This window comes from Sphingobacterium humi, assembly GCF_009768885.1.
GTDB classification, from domain to species: domain Bacteria; phylum Bacteroidota; class Bacteroidia; order Sphingobacteriales; family Sphingobacteriaceae; genus Sphingobacterium; species Sphingobacterium humi.
This window is the reverse complement of the sequence record NZ_WSQA01000003.1, coordinates 14,524-34,374: the sequence shown is the minus strand read 5'-3', so window position 1 is coordinate 34,374 and position 19,851 is coordinate 14,524. Positions and strand designations below refer to the sequence as shown.

12 protein-coding genes are annotated in these 19,851 nt (G+C 44.5%); 8 read left to right on the top strand and 4 right to left on the bottom strand.

Going from position 1 to position 19,851, the window contains the following annotated elements:
• Positions 1–857: 857 nt before the first annotated feature.
• From GQF63_RS04340 to GQF63_RS04305, 8 genes are all read left to right on the top strand, one after another.
• Positions 858–1,601 (top strand): SDR family NAD(P)-dependent oxidoreductase, encoded by a 744-nt coding sequence (locus GQF63_RS04340; protein WP_160367893.1) that lies wholly within the window; start codon positions 858–860, stop codon positions 1,599–1,601.
• Between the two features lie 463 nt (positions 1,602–2,064).
• Entirely contained in the window at positions 2,065–5,355 is a 3,291-nt protein-coding gene (locus GQF63_RS04335) for a TonB-dependent receptor (protein WP_160367892.1), read from the top strand.
• A gap of 10 nt (positions 5,356–5,365) precedes the next feature.
• On the top strand, positions 5,366–7,171 hold the full coding sequence (locus tag GQF63_RS04330) for a RagB/SusD family nutrient uptake outer membrane protein (RefSeq protein ID WP_160367891.1): 1,806 nt from the start codon (positions 5,366–5,368) through the stop codon (positions 7,169–7,171).
• An 18-nt stretch (positions 7,172–7,189) separates the two neighbouring features.
• Complete coding sequence (locus GQF63_RS04325; RefSeq protein ID WP_160367890.1) at positions 7,190–8,914, top strand: FAD-dependent oxidoreductase; 1,725 nt, start codon at positions 7,190–7,192, stop codon at positions 8,912–8,914.
• A gap of 163 nt (positions 8,915–9,077) precedes the next feature.
• Positions 9,078–9,947: a methylated-DNA--[protein]-cysteine S-methyltransferase gene (locus GQF63_RS04320; RefSeq protein ID WP_160367889.1), complete on the top strand. Its 870-nt coding sequence runs from the start codon at positions 9,078–9,080 to the stop codon at positions 9,945–9,947.
• Positions 9,934–10,536, top strand: coding sequence for an alpha-ketoglutarate-dependent dioxygenase AlkB family protein (locus GQF63_RS04315; protein WP_160367888.1), 603 nt, complete (start codon positions 9,934–9,936; stop codon positions 10,534–10,536). Before GQF63_RS04320 ends, GQF63_RS04315 begins: the two co-directional genes overlap by 14 nt.
• 133 nt (positions 10,537–10,669) lie before the next feature.
• The gene (locus tag GQF63_RS04310; protein WP_160367887.1) at positions 10,670–12,259 is read left to right on the top strand and encodes an ABC-F family ATP-binding cassette domain-containing protein; all 1,590 of its coding nucleotides are present in this window, start codon (positions 10,670–10,672) and stop codon (positions 12,257–12,259) included.
• A gap of 81 nt (positions 12,260–12,340) precedes the next feature.
• Positions 12,341–12,904 carry a hypothetical protein gene (locus GQF63_RS04305; protein ID WP_160367886.1) on the top strand — a complete coding sequence of 188 codons (564 nt, stop codon included), beginning with the start codon at positions 12,341–12,343 and terminating at the stop codon, positions 12,902–12,904.
• Positions 12,905–12,977: 73 nt separating this feature from the next.
• Here GQF63_RS04305 and GQF63_RS04300 read toward each other — a convergent pair whose 3' ends face one another.
• From GQF63_RS04300 to GQF63_RS04285, 4 genes are all read right to left on the bottom strand, one after another.
• Positions 12,978–14,558 carry a SusD/RagB family nutrient-binding outer membrane lipoprotein gene (locus GQF63_RS04300; RefSeq protein ID WP_160367885.1) on the bottom strand — a complete coding sequence of 527 codons (1,581 nt, stop codon included), beginning with the start codon at positions 14,556–14,558 and terminating at the stop codon, positions 12,978–12,980.
• Positions 14,559–14,571: 13 nt separating this feature from the next.
• Positions 14,572–17,850, bottom strand: coding sequence for a SusC/RagA family TonB-linked outer membrane protein (locus GQF63_RS04295; RefSeq protein WP_246163298.1), 3,279 nt, complete (start codon positions 17,848–17,850; stop codon positions 14,572–14,574).
• Between the two features lie 173 nt (positions 17,851–18,023).
• Positions 18,024–19,130 (bottom strand): FecR family protein, encoded by a 1,107-nt coding sequence (locus GQF63_RS04290; protein ID WP_160367883.1) that lies wholly within the window; start codon positions 19,128–19,130, stop codon positions 18,024–18,026.
• 91 nt (positions 19,131–19,221) lie between these two features.
• Positions 19,222–19,782 carry an RNA polymerase sigma factor gene (locus tag GQF63_RS04285; RefSeq protein WP_246163296.1) on the bottom strand — a complete coding sequence of 187 codons (561 nt, stop codon included), beginning with the start codon at positions 19,780–19,782 and terminating at the stop codon, positions 19,222–19,224.
• Positions 19,783–19,851: the final 69 nt, after the last annotated feature.

Genomic DNA, 19,851 nt, shown 5'->3' with positions numbered 1-19,851 from the left:
CTTTTTATACTCATGATATATTGTTTTAAGAAACAAATGTTCTGAAAGGTTACAATTTACATATTTTTTCTTAGTATAAATTATGAATGGGATTACATGTAGTATACTCACAATCATTATACCCAGACTGGGGAGATACCTTCCTCTTCGCTAGCAATTATAGGTTTCCGAAAAACGTCATATAATTGCATTGACATAGCAGTCTTTGGTCCTTCGACTTCGCTACCAATGACATGTTTTTGCAACAAGCTGTTAGTAAGGTGTTTATGCATAGTAGTTTGTACTGACGTACCAGTCGTTCGACTCCGCTCACGATGACAATACTTGCCGAAACAATGAATAAAGCGTGCCGCAGTTTACCAACATTTCGTGCCGTAGTTTGCCAGTAAAGCTTAACGAGCAATGCTACTTCATGTCATCACCTTCCAATAAATTTTGCAAACATTTTACCCTCTCACGATGACAAACTGATGACAAACCGGTGACAAAACCGATGTCAAATCAATGGCAAACTGATGACAGCGCGTTGAAAACACGATGACAAAACGGTCTAACTACTAAATACTCCATACTAACTACTCCATAACACCCTTTCTCTCCCCTTTCACTCCCCTTTCACACCCGTATCAATCCCCTTTGCAATGGGCGCAACATAGGAAGTGAAAGAGGAAATAATAGCCCCATCATACCCACAGAAAAAGCTTTGATCGGAAAGTTTGTTACCGAATGTCGGTGGAATGTAAGGTTCTTTAACGATTCCCGTAATTCTGTCATAATCAATGGAAACTGTGATTTACATCACTACATTCCTGCTTGCTTCTTTGTACATTGTTATCAGAAATCTAAAAGCTATTGATATGAAACAATTAGAGAATAAAGTAGCGATTGTAACTGGAGGTGCCTCCGGTATTGGGAAGGCCATTGTAGAACTTTTTGTGAAAGAAGGTGCTAAGGTTGTAATTGCCGATTTGAATGAACAATTGGGGAATGAACTCCTCAACAGTCTAGGCGAGGGAAATGTTGTTTTTGTAAAAGCAGATGCTTCCTCTGCCGAGGATAATAAGAAAATAGTGGAGGTGGCCATTGAAAACTTCGGCGCTTTACACATTGCGGTAAACAATGCCGGTATTGGTGGTGAGGCTGCTATTGTTGGCGACTTATCCATTGAGGGCTGGAAAAAAGTGATAGACATCAACTTAAACGGTGTGTTCTATGGCATGCACTATCAGCTTCCAGAAATGGAAAAAGTAGGCGGTAGTATTATCAATATGGCATCAATTTTAGGTTCAGTAGGCTTTGCCCATTCTTCGGCCTATGTGGCGGCGAAGCATGGTGTCGTTGGCTTAACAAAAACTGCCGGTTGGGAGTATGCGACCAAGGGCGTCCGGATCAATGCCATTGGCCCCGGATTTATTTCCACGCCTCTAGTAGATAATGCCCTAGATGCAGACACCTTAAAATTCTTGGAAACGCAGCATGCCTTTCAACGGTTAGGCAAACCGGAAGAGGTTGCCGAGCTAGCCCTATGGTTGGCATCCGATAAATCTTCCTTCGTAACCGCATCCTACTATCCGGTAGATGGAGGTTACTTAGCAAAATAGCACACCCATAATTATTTAATATGTTAAGAGCACCTGGCTACGGCTGGGTGCTTTTGTTGTTTTTGGCACTGTGGCAGTACCCGTTTATTAGGCTATTACAGCGATAAAATGCAGGGAAAATAAAATCTAAAAAAAATCAAAAATCTTTTGGGGGATATCTTAAAAATAGGACTCTGTAATAGTAGTAAACTACTATGATGCAACATCAACTTATAAATCTAAACAAAACTAAATCACATGCATAACATCTATTAAAATAACAGAAAGGAGGCCTATTTCAAAAACATTACCTAAACAGAAACAGCTAATTATTAATAAACAAACATATGGGTTCTAAAAAAATTTAGTCTTACTTAAATTTTTTTAGCTATCCCCTTCATTTACCTATTAAAAACCAATTATCTTTATGGAAATACCTTGGAGAACAGAATCTACTAGGTTCTATCTAAAAATTCTAATTGTGATGAAAGCGTTATTTCTATGTTGTGCCTTTACGGTATTATATGCCAGCAATGTATTGAGCCAGCAAGTAAATCTGCGCATGAAAAATGTGAGCATGGATCAAGTTTTATTGAAATTAAGCCAAACGGTACAATATGACTTAGTTTACGATGCGAAGATTTTCAATGGCCAGAAGAAGGTCGATATCGACTTTAAAAACACCCCATTAAGACAAGCCTTAAATCAATTATTTGCCAACTCCCCTTACCGTTATGAACTGCAAAACGGGGCTATTGCAATTCGCAAAGTCACGGAGCCAAGCAGCAGCAGTGCTGTTACGGCTCAACAACAGCGAAAAATCAGTGGAACGGTAAAGGATGATAGCGGCGCACCATTAGCGAACGTCTCGGTTCAGGTGCTAAACAGCAGTGTTGGAACCAAGACCGATGAAAATGGTTATTTCGAATTAACCCTGCCCGCCGATGCCAGCAGCTTAACTTTTTCCTTAATGGGCTACGGCAATAAGCAAGAGGAAATCGGGACGAGAAGTTCTTTTCAAGTCAGCTTATCTTCTTCCATAAACGATTTGGATGAAGTGGTCGTGGTAGGATATGGTACGCAGAAAAAAGTGAACTTAACGGGTTCCGTAGCACAAGTATCTAGCAAGGATTTATTGAAAAGAAATGCCTCTAACACCTCCATTGCCCTACAAGGGATGGTACCAGGCGTAACAGTGGCTACAACTTCGGGAAGACCGGGCTACGATGGTGCCGGCATTAAAATTAGAGGTACGGGTTCCTTAAACTCTGAGAATGGCCCTTTGATTTTAATCGATGGTGTGGAAGGTTATATGAACTACCTAGACCCGAACAGTATTGAGAGTATTACGGTGCTGAAGGATGCTGCCTCGGCTTCTATCTACGGTTCCAGAGCCTCCAACGGGGTAATCTTAGTGACAACCAAACGCGGAAATAGTGAATCCTTAAATATTAACTACAGTGGCTATGTAGGCACGAATATACCGACCAACTTTCCGGAACCGGTAAGTGCTATTGAATATATGGAAGCTATTAACGTTGCGCGGGCAAACAATAACCAAACGCCGCAGTACAGCGATGAAACCATTAATATTTACAAAACCCAAGGCGCAGATAATTTCAACCTTTACGATAGCAATTGGAAAGATCTATTGGTAGAAAACAATGCCCTTACCCATAATAACTCCATTACCTTCTCTGGCGGAAATAAGCGCATCCGCACTTTTGCGAACGTGGCGCATTATTACCAAGACGGTAACCTGCCGAATAATAAATACCATCGTTCAACCATGAAGTTGAATAACGATTTTACCATTACCGACTGGTTGCGTGGGGGTATCGATTTAAATATCCGTCAATCGAAGGAAACACGTCCGGCAGGCGATTCTCCGGAATCTCTTTTCAATAAGGTGACCACCTTTGTACCGGTATTCTCGGCCATCAACTCTGATGGTACCTGGGGCTATGGACAGAATGGTGACAACCCTATTGCCCTTGCTAAAGCCTCAGGCGTATCGACAGGAACATCCCCTGAATTAGCCATCAAAGGTTTCTTAACCTTAACACCGTTTAAAGGTTTTGAGGTATTTACAAATTATAGCTCAAACCGCCTAGAGTCGAAAAGTGATTACTTCTTAAGACCTTATGACACCTACGAAACTGGGGTTTACAAAGTAACTTACCCTACCACGGGAAATGCGAAATCGGAGTCTTGGGGACAAACGATTCGCAATCAGTTCAACTTACAATCATCCTACGAGCGTACTTTAGGTAGTCATTACCTAAAGGTATTGGGCGGTATGCAGACCGATGAAATTTTAGGAAGATCTTTTGCTGCAGGCCGTAAATTTTATAAATACGAAGGTTTTGAAGATTTAGATAATGGCGATGTCTTATCGATGACGAACTCCGGATCACATTATGAGTGGGCCATGTTGTCGTATTATGGTCGTTTGAATTATAACTTCAAAGAGCGTTATTTATTGGAGGTAAATGGCCGTTGGGATGCATCGACCCGTTTCAAAGGAAATAACCAATGGGGCTTCTTCCCTTCTGTATCTGCTGGCTGGCGTATTTCGGAAGAGCCTTTCTTTCAAGGCATCAAAAACAGCATTAACGACTTAAAAATCCGTGGTTCCATGGGAACCTTAGGGAATCAGGCTATTTTCAGCTATTACCCCTACGCGGCGGCCATTTATGCCGGCCAAGGCTATTGGTTTGATTACAACCAAGGAACCGGGGTAGCACAAACGGAAGTGGCGAACGAGAATATCTCTTGGGAGAAATCTCGCCAATATAATGTGGGCGTAGATGCTGTTTTATTAAACTCCAGGTTATCCTTAACCTTGGATGTTTTCCGTCGGAAAACCTTTGATATGTTGCAACGCTTCCCTATTCCAAACTTTGTGGGTTTAACACCACCATGGGAAAACCGCGGTGATATTGAAAACAAAGGCTGGGAGCTTTCGGCAACCTGGCGCGACAAAGTCAATGATTTTGGTTATTCCGTAACGGCCAATGTAACCGATATTCGTAACAAGGTGTTAAACCTTTATGGTAATGAATACATCGGTGGATCTACCATTACCAAAGAGGGCGAGGCCTTATATTCTTATTATGGTTATGTATCAAACGGACTGTTCCAATCGCAGGAAGAAATTGATAACAATGCCGTATACGGTGAAAAGAAAAACACAAAACCTGGTTATGTGCGCTACATGGACTTAAGTGGCCCTGATGGCACGCCAGATGGTATAATCGATAGCCATGACCGTACCATTTTGGGTTCAAACATGCCCCGTTATGAATACAGTTTAAATCTTTCAGCTGATTATAAAGGTTTTGATTTGAATCTTTTCTTCCAAGGCATCGGGAAAAAAGACCTCCTGTATGAAGGCTATGGCGTGCGTCCGTTCCTAGTTGGTCGTTCCATGTTTAAATACCAATTAGATTATTGGTCGGAAGATAATCGCGGAGCTGAATTCCCAATTTTGTTGATTGATGGATCAGGAAATAACCCGAACAACATCCCTTCAGACTTTTGGATGAAAAGCGGTGCCTTTGTGCGCTTAAAGAACGTGACTTTAGGCTATACCTTGCCGAAGAGCTTAACAGAACGCATGAAGAGCAAGGAAGTGAGATTCTATGTGAATGCACAAAACCTATTGACCTTCTCGAAAGCTTATGAAGGATATGACCCTGAGAATGCCGTTTCTAACGGAAGTTTTTATCCATTGATGAAGACTTTTACGTTCGGTGTAAATGTTAATTTTTAATGCTGCGATTATGAAAACGTCTAAACTATCTATATACATATTAGGCTTTATTCTAAGTGGATTTTTCACCTCTTGTGATAAATTCTTGGATAGAGAGCCGACCAGTTATTCCTCATCGGGTTTCTACCAATCGGAAGCGGCCGTTGAAGATGGGGTTTCCGGGGTATATGCTGCCCTGAATATAAACCTTGCGTTCAACCTGCCCTTTAATATTATGCTTGACCACTGGACAGGCTTAGCCTTTGAACGGGCAGAGAACACCACCATTGGTGCCGGAGGAAGCTTAAACCCAGACAATGGATCGGTTTCGCAATGGTGGACAGCCAACTTTAACATTATTACCCGTGCAAACGGAGTGCTAACCGGAGCGGAACCTCACCTGGAAAAACTTCAAGGAAAATCAAAACAATACCTGGCCGAGGCGAAAGTATTACGCGCCTTTGCTTATTACAACTTATTGGCTGCATTTGGCAAGGTTCCTTTCTTTACCAAACCGGTGACCCCGGAAGAATACAACAGTACCCGTACTGATGAGGCTGTTATTGTTGATTTTCTATTGACGGACCTGGATGGTATTATGAACGACCTGCCTTGGATAGCGACAGCGCGTGGACGTGTGGATCGCAGTGTTGCCTATGGCGTAAAATCGCGCTTAGGTTTGTTAGCGGGAAGTTTAAACTATGCCAATAAAGGCCCTGCATATTTTAAAGTTGCGGCAGAAGCAGCCAAGCAGGTGATTGGCCAACGTGTATTGGCCAACAACTTTGAAGACTTATTCAATAAAGCCGGACAACAAAAAGCCGATGTGCGCAATGAATCCATGTTTGAAATTATCTATTCAGACAAAGGGGTTAAAAAAACACATATGATTGGTTTTGGGCAGGTGTCTAGAAATTATGGACAAACCGGTCGCCACCCCGGTCAATTGTTAGCCGACACCTACGAATGTAAAGACGGTTTACGTATCGACGAATCACCGCTTTACGACCCGAAGAAACCATGGGCCAACCGCGACCCTCGCTTTGGCTATACCCTTTGGATGCACAAAGATACCGTGGAAGGAAATACCAATGGTACGGAAACAGGCCGTGTTAAAATGATTTTGGACGTGTATCAACCGACCACGAAGATTTTTAATTTCACGACCAATACCTGGAATACGGGCACCAATGCCGATATCAATTCCGGTGCTGCCTGGACCAGTTTTGCCAATGCCGGTGTGGGCCTGATGTGGAAAAAATACAGCAATGAAAAAATTGAATCTATAGGTGCGCAAACCTGTAACTCTATTGTGATGCGCTATGCGGAAATTTTACTGAATTACGCAGAAGCGAAAATAGAATTAAATGAGCTGGACAATTCTGTTTATGACGCGATTAACCAGGTAAGAAAGCGTTCAAAGATGCCGAATTTTGGGATAGAGCGCCAAGGAAACCAGGAAAAGATGCGTCAGATTGTTCGTCGTGAAAGAAAAGTAGAACTGGCTTTAGAAGGCTTGCATTTTGTAGACTTGCGTCGTTGGAAAATCGGCGATTTAGAAAACGAAGGCCCTTCATATGGCTATCCATTGGCATCGCGTGCGCCAAATGGTACCATCACGCAGGAGGGTTATGATTTGGTAACTCCGGATATGGTTCCTAACTTTAAGAAATCGGCGCGCCATGACTTAAACGACATTGCAAACTACGACGCCTATAAGAATAAACTAAAAGTGCGTGATCAGAACCGCTTTTGGAACGATAAATTCTATTTATTCCCAGTGCCGCAGCGCGAGCTCGATTTAGCGCCAGCACTAGGACAAAATAATGGCTACTAAACCTATTCCCTATCAAGCATGAAGAGAAGAAACTTTTTACAATTGGCTGCCCTTTCCGGACTGGGCAGCCTTAACCTCCCTTTTAGTTCGGCAAATCCTTTAGCAATTACAGCAGATGCGGATCAGTTTGCTTTGGCAGCAGGTTCGGGTCTGGAAACCGATGTCGCTATTATTGGCGGCGGCTTAGGTGGCTGTGCCACCGCATTAGCGGTATGCCGCAATGGTATGCGCGCCATCTTGACCGAAGAAACCGATTGGTTGGGTGGTCAGATTTCCCAACAAGGGGTACCTCCGGATGAGCACTCCTGGATTGAGACGCATGGTGCACCTAGCTCCTACCGTGAATATAGAACCCGTGTTCGCGATTTCTACAAACGTAATTACCCCCTTACGGCGGATGCAAAAAGCAGAGAAAACCTCAACCCGGGCAATGGCAGTGTTTCGCGCATTTGTCATGAACCAAAAGTTTGTGTGGCTGTGCTGTATGAGATGCTGATGCCTTACCTCAGCTCGGGTCAATTGCAAATATTCTTGGGCTACAAAGCACAGAAAGCAGATACACAAGGCGATCTGGTGAAGCATATAACCTTACGCTCGGAAATGGGCGGCCCGAACCTGGATATCAAAGCTCGTTATTTTGTGGATGCCACAGAGTGTGGTGATTTGTTGCCGATGACCAAGACGGAATATATCACCGGTACAGAATCCAAACAAGAAACCAAAGAGCTGCATGCAGCAAATACAAAAAGACCGCAAAACCATCAGGCCTTTACGCTATGTTTTGCCATGGATTATCAAGATGGGGTAGACAATACCATCGATAAACCAGCCGACTATCAGAAATGGCGCAACTTTGTGCCGAAGATGAGTCCGGCTTGGTCGGGTCGCTTATTGGATTTGAGCTATTCCAATCCGCGCGATTTGAAACCCAAACGTTTAGGCTTTGATCCACGAGGCATCGATACGCCCGGTGCTTTAAACCTCTGGAATTACCGCCGAATGATTCATAAAGATAATTTCACGCCGGGTTTTTATGGCGGTGATATCACCATCGTGAACTGGCCACAAAACGATTATATGATGGGGAATCTGATCGATGTATCGGATGCTGAATTCAAGAAAACGGTAGACGATGCCCGGAACTTAAACATGGCCCTGTTCTATTGGTTGCAAACGGAGGCACCGCGTGCCGATGGTGGGCAAGGCTGGAAAGGCTTACGCCTGCGTGGCGATATTATGGGCACCAGCGATGGTATGGCCAAATATCCATACATCCGCGAAGCCAGACGTATTAAAGCCGAGACCACCGTCTTGGAGGAACATGTAGGTGCTGAAAACAGACTGCAGGTGGCAGGCCCGAAAGAAGGGAAAAAAGCCTTCCAGTTTCATGATTCTGTAGGGGTGGGCTATTACCATATCGACTTGCACCCAAGTAACCAAGGGGATAATTACATCGACTTCGGGTCTTTGCCTTATCAGATTCCTTTGGGCTCCTTATTACCTGTTCGCATGAACAACCTGTTCCCGGCGAACAAAAACATCGGTACCACGCATATTACCAATGGCTGTTATCGCCTGCACCCTACCGAATGGGGAATTGGTGAAGCCGTAGGCCTATTGGTCGCCTATGCCGATCAGCATAAAATTCCGGCACGTCAGGTGCGCAATAACAAAAATACGCTGGCCGACTTCCAATCCTTTATTCAAAAACAAGGGATTGAAACCATTTGGAAAGGAATTTAATTCCTACACGCGATTTATAGAAGCTTGCTAAAAAGCTGCAAACTCGCCTTTGGCGTTGTCCCCAACAAATGGAGGCCATGCTGAAGGCGCGTTTATTTTTTGAAATTAGCTAACTTAGCAAGAATCGGATTTTAGCGACGCTTATTTCGATGCATCTTTGTATATGGAAAAGACACAACAAGCCATCAATTATGAACGCATAGCGGAAGCTATACAGTTCATTCAGGATAACTTTCAGCAGAAACCCAGCCTGGAAGAAATTGCTGCCCATGTGCATTTAAGTCCTTACCACTTTCAACGCCTCTTCTCGGAATGGGCCGGTACGAGTCCGAAGAAATTCCTGCAATTTATTCAGCTCGATTACGCCAAGCGCCTGTTGAAGCAAGAACAACGCACCTTGTTTGACACGCATATGCTAACCGGTGTGAGCAGTACAAGCAGGCTACACGACCTGTTTATTCAAATTGAGGGCATGAGCCCTGCGGTGTATAAAAATGGCGGAGCGGGCCTTAAAATAGCCTACAGCTTCCCCTATACTCCTTTTGGGCAATGCCTGATTGCCTCCACCGACAAGGGCATCTGTTTTATGGCCTTTACGGAGGAAAAAGCATCTGCCTTGGAGCAGCTGAAAAAGCAGTTCGACAAGGCTAGCTTTTATGAGGAATATAGCGAATTGCAGCAATCGGCAATGGCTATATTTGACCCGGAAGCGGACCATTCGGGCGAACCCCTGAAAATACATTTGAAAGGCTCCCCTTTCCAGCTGAAGGTATGGGAGGCTTTATTGCAGATTCCTGCAGGCAAACTGGCCAGCTATGGCGAGATTGCCCAAGCCATCGACCATCCAAAAGCATCCCGCGCCGTAGGAACCGCCATCGGGCAAAATCCAGTGGCCTACCTGATTCCATGTCACCGGGTCATCCAGTCCTCGGGCAAATTCGGTGGCTACCGTTGGGATCCGAACCGTAAAACAGCCATCATTGGATGGGAAATGGCTCTTAAAGAAGCAAAAACAAGCGATGAGATTAGTTAATTCCGCAGACCCGAAACGCAATTGGTTGCCCTATGACGGCACCGTGCATTATTATGGCGTAGTGATTCCTGACACAGCCGCTTATTACCAGGAATTATGGCAACATATTGCCTGGAAAAACGATGAGGCGGTTATTTTTGGGAAACACTTGGTAACCAAACGCAAGGTGGCCTGGTATGGCGATCGGGCTTTTGAATACAGCTACTCGGGTATTCTGAAGCGCGCCCTGCCCTGGACGCCAGCCCTGCTGGATCTGAAAAAGCAAGTTGAAAGCATCAGTCAAGAAAGCTTTAATTCCTGCTTATTGAATTTGTACCACGATGGTTCGGAAGGCATGGCCTGGCATAGCGATGGCGAGAAAGACCTCAAACCCAATGGTGCCATTGCCTCCTTAACCTTTGGCGCGGAACGTAAGTTCTCTTTTAAGCATAAAAACAGCAAGGAAAAAGTGGATATCCTGCTAGAGGACGGCAGCTTACTACTGATGAAAGATAGCACGCAAAGCCATTGGCTGCATCGCCTGCCGCCCACCAAAATGGCGCATGGCCCTCGCATCAACCTCACCTTTAGAACCATACTAAACGGATAGGCTTTAGGCATTTCCGAAATAATGTGTACTTTTGTAAAAAATATAGCACATGTAATACCCCATTTCTTTCCATTTAACAATGCAACACCAGCCATTCGGCTTTGGTGTATGGTTTCATTTTTAAACGAAAGTTATGGTTCATTTACAAAACATAAGCTATATACATCCCAATAAGGATATGCTATTTCAGGATATCCATTTTACCTTAAACAAACAGGAGAAAATTGCACTGATCGGCCAAAACGGCGTCGGGAAGTCCACTTTATTGCAAATCATTGCTGGGCTATTGCCCTTGAGCAGCGGTACGCTATTCCTTGAGGAAAAACCCTACTATGTGCCGCAGCAGTTTGCTGCCTACAGCGGACAAACTGTAGCCCAGGTATTGGGCATTGCCGACATGAGAGAGGCCTTACAGCGGATTCTGGCCGGTGAGGTAGCACCGGAACTGTATGACCAGTTAAACGACCGTTGGGATATTGAAGAAGCGAGTTTGGAAGCCTTGGCCGAATGGGATTTAATTCTTAGCGATTTAGATCAGCCTTTTGATTTGCTCAGTGGCGGCGAAAAAGTAAAGGTCTTTTTGGCGGGGATCCGCGTCCATCAACCTGCCCTCCTCCTGTTGGATGAGCCGAGTAATCACTTAGATCGCCCGGCACGTGAAAAGCTGATGACCTTGTTGGAAAACACAAGAGCAAGCTTGCTATTGGTGAGCCACGACCGCGAGCTGTTAGACCGCATACCCTTGACGGCAGAAATGAGCAGCCAGGGCATGCAACGCTTCGGGGGGAATTACAGCTTTTACACAGCACAAAAAGACCTGGAACGCAACGCCTTAGAGCAGCAGGTGCTGGCTAAGGAAAAGGCACTGCGCAAGGCTAAAGATAAAGAGCGGGAAGCGAACGAACGCCAGCAGAAGTTGAATGCCCGCGGCAAAGGAAAACAGGAAAAAGCCGGCGTTGCCCGGATTATGATGAATACCCTGCGGAATCAAGCGGAAGGCAGTAGCGCGAAATTGAAGGCGGTGCACCAGGAGAAAATTACCGGCGTGCGCCAAGATCTGCAACAACTACGGGCTAGCCGCTCGGATTTGGAACAGATGAAGGTAGGCTTTGCCCAATCGAATACGCATCAAGGCAAGAAGTTGTTGGAAGCAACAGCATTGAATTACCGCTATGGCGATAGACCGCTTTGGGAAGAAGGGTTGAGCTTTGCGCTATATCACGGCGACCGGATGGCGATTCAGGGTCGCAATGGAGCCGGCAAAACCACCTTGATCCAACTTATCTTGGGCAAAATCCCTCCTTCAGAAGGTGAGTTAAAGGACAATCCATTCCAAGCTATCTATGTGGATCAGGATTACTCCTTGATGCAATCTAACCAATCGGTTTACGAGATGGCGGCTTCTTTTAATCAATCGGCCTTGCAGGAACATGAGCTTAAAATCAGGTTGAATCGCTTTCTATTTGCGAAGGAAAGCTGGGATCAGTCTTGCTTGAGCTTAAGTGGTGGCGAGAAAATGCGGCTATTGCTATGCTGCTTGCATATTGCCAGCCAGGCTCCCGACCTGATTATTCTGGACGAGCCGACGAACAACCTGGATATCCCGAATATGGAAATCCTGACCGAGGCACTGTTGGGTTTTCAAGGAACCTTGTTGGTTGTTTCGCATGATGCCCGTTTCTTGGAAGAAATCGGTGTGAATCGCACTTTATTTATAAAATAAGAAATATCTTTAATATTTAAGTTAAAATTAACAGTTTTCCTTTTGTTTTAAAAAATCTTTGGCGTAACTTCACGACTGAGAATGAACCATCCTTATGGCTTCTCCATACCAAAGACGACCATGAACGTGAAATGTACCCTTTTCCTAGCTTTAGGCTTACTCTTAGGATGTAAGGAAGAGGACATTACGCCTATTGAAACCTCCTTGAACATTGGTCGATTACAGCAATTTAACTGGGAAAACAGATCGGAAGTGGAAGAGCAAGCCGTCGATCAGATTGGGATTTATAAATATGCCAAGAAGATGGTATTGAACTTTAACGAGATTCAATTTACCCATAAAACGGAGTCCTATTTACTCAGCAAGCCTGAGAAAATGGGCGATGTTAATTTTATCCCGGCCTTGGAAAACTCCGAAGTATGGGGCGGCTACCAGGTTTCCACCGTCGATTCGACCTTGGTTTTCCATATCCAGAAGAAGAATCACCTGTGGGATCGTTGGAACGTTCCGGCAGATTCTGTAGCCATTAGTTCTACGTATAAGATCCTGAAACTTACCGATAGTAAATTGGAGCTTAAGCCCCTATCGGATATGCAGATTGATGGTACAAACCCCATCATCACCTTTTCCGCCATTTCAAAATAAGACCTTTTTCTACTAAAAAAGGCAATACACCGAAATGTATTGCCTCCATCAGCTATATATATTAAATTAAAATTTACTGTTTATCCCACCATACGCGTCCGGTCAGGTTATCCCCACCCGGGATGGCAGCTCCGGCTTCCTTGTAGTATGCGGCATTGGAGTTCGCTGCTTCGGCATCCGGATACGGAAAGCGACGAGGAATCTGTCCTTTGGTATCGCTGTTGATATACTTAACAGGTACCAGTTCCGGATAGCCCGTGCGGCGCCAATTAGACCAGGATTCATAGAAATTCAAGGCGGTATTCTGATGCAACCAGTACTGCAATCCGATTTGTTTTAAGCCATCGGTCAATGGATTGGCCGTAGCGTAGGCTTCTGCAGCGGCGTCCGTAATTTGTAAGGCGGCATCGTATTGGCCTAAGAAGGTGATACCAGCTTTGATGGCATTTTTATAGTGGCTAGCCGCTGATCCACCGATTCCCCAGCGTTGCGCTGCTTCGGCTGCCAGTAATTCTGATTCAGCATAGGTAAGGATAAAGGTCACACCGTCACGTTTGATCATGCCCGGATGCGGCGATGAATAGGCGGGCATCGTGGTATAAGAAGGATCGGAGGCTATGGCATAGGCTGCATTGGTTCCCAAATCCTTGCCATTCGGCATTCCTTTTTGTTGGTTAGCTGCAGCGATGAAGTTGCTATTCTGCTCCTTTATCGTCGGGTTTAACCATAGATTGGATACCGCAACATTAATACGTGGATCGTTAGTGGATTTTAAGGCTTTAATAAAAGTATCGGACCATTTCACGTAATAATGCTCTTGCCCCCCATCGCCTAATAGCACCTGGCTATTTCTGTTCTGGGTAATGCGCGCACCGGATTCATCATGCTTTAGGAAGGCATTATTGGCATTGCTGCTTAAGGTTTTGCCAACAACCTTGCTGACGTAGGATTTGGCGGTGGTTTCATCGACCTTCGTTAAGCGCATCGCCAAGCGAAGGATCAGGGAGTTACCGAATTCTTTCCATTTTTCGACATCACCTTTGTAGATAACATCGCCGGAGATCTTATCTGCATTGGCATCTAATTTGGATACCGCATCTTCAAGTTCCTTCAGCATATCTGTGTAGATGGCTTGCTGCTTATCGTATTTGGTAGCTAGATTTTTCTCATAATAACCTAGGCCAGCTTCGGTATAAGGCACATCACCATAGAGATCGGTAATGCGGGCAAAGATTAAGGCTTTCCAGATGCGTGCCGCCTGATGCAGGTTTTTATATTTGTCTTTTGTGCGGGTCACTTCCACAATATCAACAATGGGTTTCACTTGCTCGGCATAGGCTCTTTCCCAATACGCCGAGGTGTACCAAGGCGTATTCAGGTATTTATCACCTGCCCAATAACTAACCACGGAGGAAATCCCTTGCATCATGGTTCCTGCATAAATCAGGTTTGCGCGCCAGGTTTCGTAAGCAAAGTCCGTACTGCCTGTATAAGTTAATTGCGCAGTGCTGAACATAAAGTTAGGATCGAAATTCTGAGCACTATAAGCTACCGGATCCGTATTGATTTTATCAAAGTCATTCGTACAGCTTTGCAGGCAAGTTGCGCCGGTAAGCAGTAGGAAGGCGATTGTTTTTAAGGATGTAATTTTCATGAGGAGCGAAGATTTAGAATTTAACATTTAGATTGAAACCGAAAGTGCGTGCCGGCGGCATACCACCAAGCTCAAGGCCTGGGAAGGTCGCATTATAACTCGATTCAGGATCGATGTTATCGGTTTTCTTCATCAGAATAAATAAGTTTCTGGCTACCAAGCTTACGTTTAAGCTCTTGATGCGCTCATTAAATAATTTCGTCGGGAAATTATAGCCTAGAGTAAGCTGTCTGAACTTGATAAAACTCGCATCATTTACAAACAGATGAGAGGCATTATTCGCTGTATTTTCGTAGAATTTCGCGGCTTTGTTTCCTAATTCTTCCCGATTTTCTAAGGTTGCCTGGTGTAATCCTTTGATGTAACCTAGGTAATCTGTTCCCGAGAATAGTTTACCACCAAACTTGCCATCGATTAAGAACGCTAAGTTGAAGTTACGGTAGGAAAACTCATTGTTCCAGCCTGCAAACCATTTGTTGTAGGCCGATCCGTAAGGTTTCAGCTCCCCTTTCTTCGGTGATCCATCATCGTTGGTCAGGCGATTGCCTTGCTCATCATAAGCATAATCATAGGCTACAATCTGTCCCATGGCTAATCCAGGGTAATTTTTCAGGAAGCCAACGCCAGAGCGGGAAGTCGCTAACAATTGCTCCTTCAATCCATCGGCTAATGAAACTACTTTATTCTTGTTGTAGGTCATATTCAAGGAAGTCGTCCAGCTAAAATCATCGTGTTTGAACGGTCTTCCTGTCAATAACATTTCCAGCCCTTTGTTCTCGATAGATCCTGTGTTTAACACCGCTTGGCTATAGCCCAAAGTAGTTGGAATGGTGACACTAACAATCTCATCGGAAGAGCGTTTCTTATACCAGGTTAGGTCAAGGCTTAAGCGATCACTAAAGAAACGGATATCTGTACCCACTTCCAATTCGGCTGCTTTCGAAGCTTTTAATCCGGAATTCGGGATATAATCGTAAGAAATCTGTCCTAGCGGATTACCATTCAGCGATTGACTCATGAAATTATAGGTCAAGGAGGTTTGATAGGGTACTGTGGCTTGACCAACCACCGCATATCCGGCACGTAGTTTACCAAAGTTCATGATATCAGAAGATAGCAGTTCTGAAAACACAAAGGATCCACTGATGGAAGGGTAAGTGACACTCAGCTTGTTGTCGAAGCCTGGCGCGGCAAGGGTCGAGAACCAATCGGTACGCCAAGAACCCGTCAGGTATAAATAATCTTGATAGGCCAATTCTAAGGTGGCGTAAGTGGATTGTGTTTCCATTTCAGACTCTACGTAAACCAGCGATTTATTTTTCAAGCCGGTAATGGTATGCACACCTGGCACTAAGAATTCGTTTCCTTGGTTAATGGTTAAGTCTGAGGTGGTATTCCGGTAGCTGGCTCCTACATTAGGCGTCACGACGAAATCCTCATTAACTTTAAAGGATTTCCCCACTAACACATCGGCATTGATATCTGAATAGCGCATTTTCTGCGATACTAGGTTATTCGGAGCAGAATAGGCAAGGCCTTCTGGCAATACGCTTAAGTAGGCATTGGTATAGAAATCCTGACCGGCACGTCCTTGAATGAACAAGCCATTGTCGAGGGTATATCGCGCAGATAAGGAGCTTATCAAGCGGTTTCTATCGGTATTATTCACGACTTCGTACGCAGCAAAATAAGGATTGGTATCCCATGGATTACCGGCATTATAAGCGATTTCATGACCATCCTCGGTTTTCCAAGGCTTTAAGCTGCGGATATCGACCGAGATCGGTAAGAATACGGCGTTGTAATTGGCACTTCCAGCACCATCAGATAGCATCGGTCTGTTCTTTGCGTCCTCAATGATGTAGTTTGTTCTGGCATCAATTTTCAAGCGTTTGATAGGCTCGAAGGTACCCGCAAGCGCAAATGATTGGCGGTCAAGTCCGGAGTTCGGCATAATCGATTGATTGCGAACATCGCTTATCGACAAGCGCAAGGTTCCGCTATCGAAGCCTTTGTTCAAGGCTAAGGAGTTGGTCCAGGTGTGGCCATTGCGGTAGAAGTTCTCGATATTATCCTTTTGGGCTACATATGGTCTGGATACGCCATCGAATTGGGGCACGGAACTGCCGTCCAATTTAGCACCCCAGCTAGAACCACCTACCTGCGCTGCGGCTTGTCCGTCCCGTGGTTTTTCCCCGTTAGCACCTTGGCCATATACATATTGCCAATTGGTTCTATCCATTACCTGTTCGACCACGTAGTTGCTACTGAACTCGATACCTGATCCTTTACCTGATTTTGTGGTGATCAAAATAACCCCTGCTTTCGCACGCGAGCCATATAAAGCTGATGCTGCAGCACCTTTTAACACGGAAATACTTTCGATATCATCGGGATTTAAGTTCCCGATAGCATCCCCCATATCCGGGGCATTATCCCATTGGCTACCGCTATTTCCATTCGGATTTTTATTGGTAATCCCTTGCGGCGCATTCTCCATCGGTACACCGTTAATGACATATAAAGGTTGGTTGGTTTGGCTTAAGCTGGATGCACCGCGGATAACCACACTTGTCGCGGACCCTACACCACCGGCTGTAGAAGTCACATCCAATCCTGCCACCTTACCGACCAAGGCATTAGCCACGTTATTTTCCCGGGCTTGTGTTAGGCTTTCACCGTTCACCTGGGTTACCGAGTAGCCTAGGGTTCTTTTTTCGCGGGTAATGCCTAAGGCTGTTACCACCACTTCATTCAGCATCATCTGGTCTGGTTCCAACTGAATTTTCAAGGCGGCACCTGTATTTACCGTTACTTCTTTGGATAAGAAACCGGTATAGGAAACAATCAGGATACTCCCCGCGGGAAGTTCGATTTCAAACTGTCCGTTTAAATCGGTTGATTTACCTGTGGCTGATCCTTTTACACGAATGGTAGCTCCTGCTAGCGGATGGCCTTCCGGATCGACAACCTGGCCCCGTACGTTAATCGTCTGTTGCTGATTAACCACCACCAAGCCCGACTCCTCTACGGTATAGGCCAAGCCACTCCGGCGGAATAACTTTGGCAACAGTTCAGTTACCAGTTCATTATCCACCGCAATATTTATTTCTTTTGCAAAATTCTTTAAACCCGGATTGAAGACAAAGTAATAATCACTTTGCGCTTCGATGAGTTTAAGCACCTTGCTAAGCTTCGTTTTCTGCACTGAAATGCTGACTTTCTGCTGGGAAAACACATTTCCCTTCACGTTAAACAGAAAGAATAATATCATAATTAGGGTTAGTTTCATTCGGATAATGAATCTAAAGTACAAATGCCGGTTTGAATGCACTTGCAACAAGTCATTTTTAATCATATTTTAGTACTTGGTTAAAGTTTACTACTAGGCATGGGCATGGTCAGATGCTTTTGCCTCTAAAATTTTAATCGTGCTAAAGGATGGTGTTCACACGCCGTCCTTTTTTAGTGTTGTTGTTTTGAGATCGTTATTTTTTTTCCATAGCTATTGAATTTAAAAGGTTGTACTTTTTGAAGGGCTTCCAAGGCTTGCTGGATGTTTTCTTTGTGGAAGGTGGCGGTAAAGCGATAGTCTAACAACTGAGGGTCATCCAGACTAATATCGACATCATACCAGCGTTCCAACATGGCAATCACCTCCTCAAAGGGTTGCTCATCCATCACCAATCGGCCATGTTTCCAGGCGATGTCTGGGATTTCCGCAGCCACAGCATGCGGGCGGATATCCTGAATCACGATTTCCTGTGCTGCTAGTTTCGGCATCTGTTGGAGATTGCTTTTCTGCAATGCAGGTGCATCCTCCAAGGTAGTCCGCAGTACGGAGACCCGTTGGTTAGGCTTAATTAAGATGGCGTTATTATTTTTCCCCTTACTGTGCATCTCAATTAACCCTTCCAGCAAATAGGCTTCAGATTCCTTTTCCCCCGGATAGGATTTAACATTGAAGACCGTACCTAAGACATGGATATCAAAATCAGCAGTTTCCAACTGAAATGGTTTCTCTTTATTTTTTGCAACCTCAAAATAGGCCTCGCCTATGAGTTTCACTTTACGGGTTGCTTTGTTGAAATCTTCTTGAATGGTTAGTTGGCTCGCAGCGTTTAAAGTTACCCAAGTACCATCGCTAAGAGCAAATCGCTTCTTCTCCCCTTTTTTGGTTTCCACGACTTGCAAACTACTCGAAGCAGCCTCTTGCTGGGTCGCTGTATCCTGAGATTGCAGAAACCAATAGGATACCCCTAGCGTCAGGATAAACAAAGCTGCAACGGCCGCCCAAGTTGCCCAAGGAAATTTCCGAACGTTCAGTTGTGGAATAGCCTGATTAGCCAGCTTTGTTTTCAACTGTTCAAGCTGTTGCGGAATAGGCTTCCGATTCGCTGTTAGGATATGATAGAGTTCTTTTGCCTGTGCGATAGTTTCCGATTGTTCGGGATGTGCTTGGATATAACGCTGCCAATAACGCATGCTGAGCTCGTTCTCTTTTCCACAATACTGTTGAAAAGTAGGATCGATCAAGAAATCTTCAACTTCCTTTATGGGATTATCACGCATACTTTTAGGCATTTATACTATAGTGCCCAAGAAAGGATATTTTGCCTAAGAAAAATGCAAACTATTTTTCAACAAACTGAAAGTGAATGGATTAAAAATCATAAAAAACACTACGCATTAATTTTAATGCATCGTATAAAGTGTTATAACAGGTCTTTACCGACATCTGGGTCTGTTCGGCAATCTGTTCATAACTCAGGTTTTCGAAGAACTTTAATTGGACGACTTGTTTTTGGCGAAAGGACAATTTGGCCAGGGCATTCTTCAATTTATGCTGCACAAGTTCATCGGTCTGCACGCGGATAATAAACTCCTCATAAGGCATTTCGGTCCATTCATCTTGGTCCAGCATGCTGCTAAGGGCATTGCTAAGTTTCTGCTTTCGCTCTAGCAAACGTATCATCTTGCGCTTCAACATGGTCAGCAGATAAGACTGCACATTTTCCACCCGATCTAAGCTATCTCTTTTTTCCCAAATACTGAGAAATACCGCGTCCGTTGCATCACTAGCCAGATCGCTATCGGCAAAGGTTCTTACCCCGAAGCGGACCAATTCTGGATACAATTGTGCATACAGGTCGAAGTAAGCCTGCTCATCGCCGGTTCTTACCCGTTCCCACAACAATCTATACTGCATTTTTGCACCCATCATCCTGTTTAATTATTTTCTCGATTAATAGTTAATTTGAATGTTGACTAATTTGATAATTTTTTTACCATT

Coding starts and splice junctions, on each gene's coding strand:
- GQF63_RS04340 (WP_160367893.1), top strand. CDS start 858: ATGAAACAATTAGAGAATAAAGTAGCGATTGTAACTGGAGGTGCCTCC.
- GQF63_RS04335 (WP_160367892.1), top strand. CDS start 2,065: ATGAAAGCGTTATTTCTATGTTGTGCCTTTACGGTATTATATGCCAGC.
- GQF63_RS04330 (WP_160367891.1), top strand. CDS start 5,366: ATGAAAACGTCTAAACTATCTATATACATATTAGGCTTTATTCTAAGT.
- GQF63_RS04325 (WP_160367890.1), top strand. CDS start 7,190: ATGAAGAGAAGAAACTTTTTACAATTGGCTGCCCTTTCCGGACTGGGC.
- GQF63_RS04320 (WP_160367889.1), top strand. CDS start 9,078: ATGGAAAAGACACAACAAGCCATCAATTATGAACGCATAGCGGAAGCT.
- GQF63_RS04315 (WP_160367888.1), top strand. CDS start 9,934: ATGAGATTAGTTAATTCCGCAGACCCGAAACGCAATTGGTTGCCCTAT.
- GQF63_RS04310 (WP_160367887.1), top strand. CDS start 10,670: ATGGTTCATTTACAAAACATAAGCTATATACATCCCAATAAGGATATG.
- GQF63_RS04305 (WP_160367886.1), top strand. CDS start 12,341: ATGAACCATCCTTATGGCTTCTCCATACCAAAGACGACCATGAACGTG.
- GQF63_RS04300 (WP_160367885.1), bottom strand. CDS start 14,558: ATGAAAATTACATCCTTAAAAACAATCGCCTTCCTACTGCTTACCGGC.
- GQF63_RS04295 (WP_246163298.1), bottom strand. CDS start 17,850: ATGAAACTAACCCTAATTATGATATTATTCTTTCTGTTTAACGTGAAG.
- GQF63_RS04290 (WP_160367883.1), bottom strand. CDS start 19,130: ATGCGTGATAATCCCATAAAGGAAGTTGAAGATTTCTTGATCGATCCT.
- GQF63_RS04285 (WP_246163296.1), bottom strand. CDS start 19,782: ATGATGGGTGCAAAAATGCAGTATAGATTGTTGTGGGAACGGGTAAGA.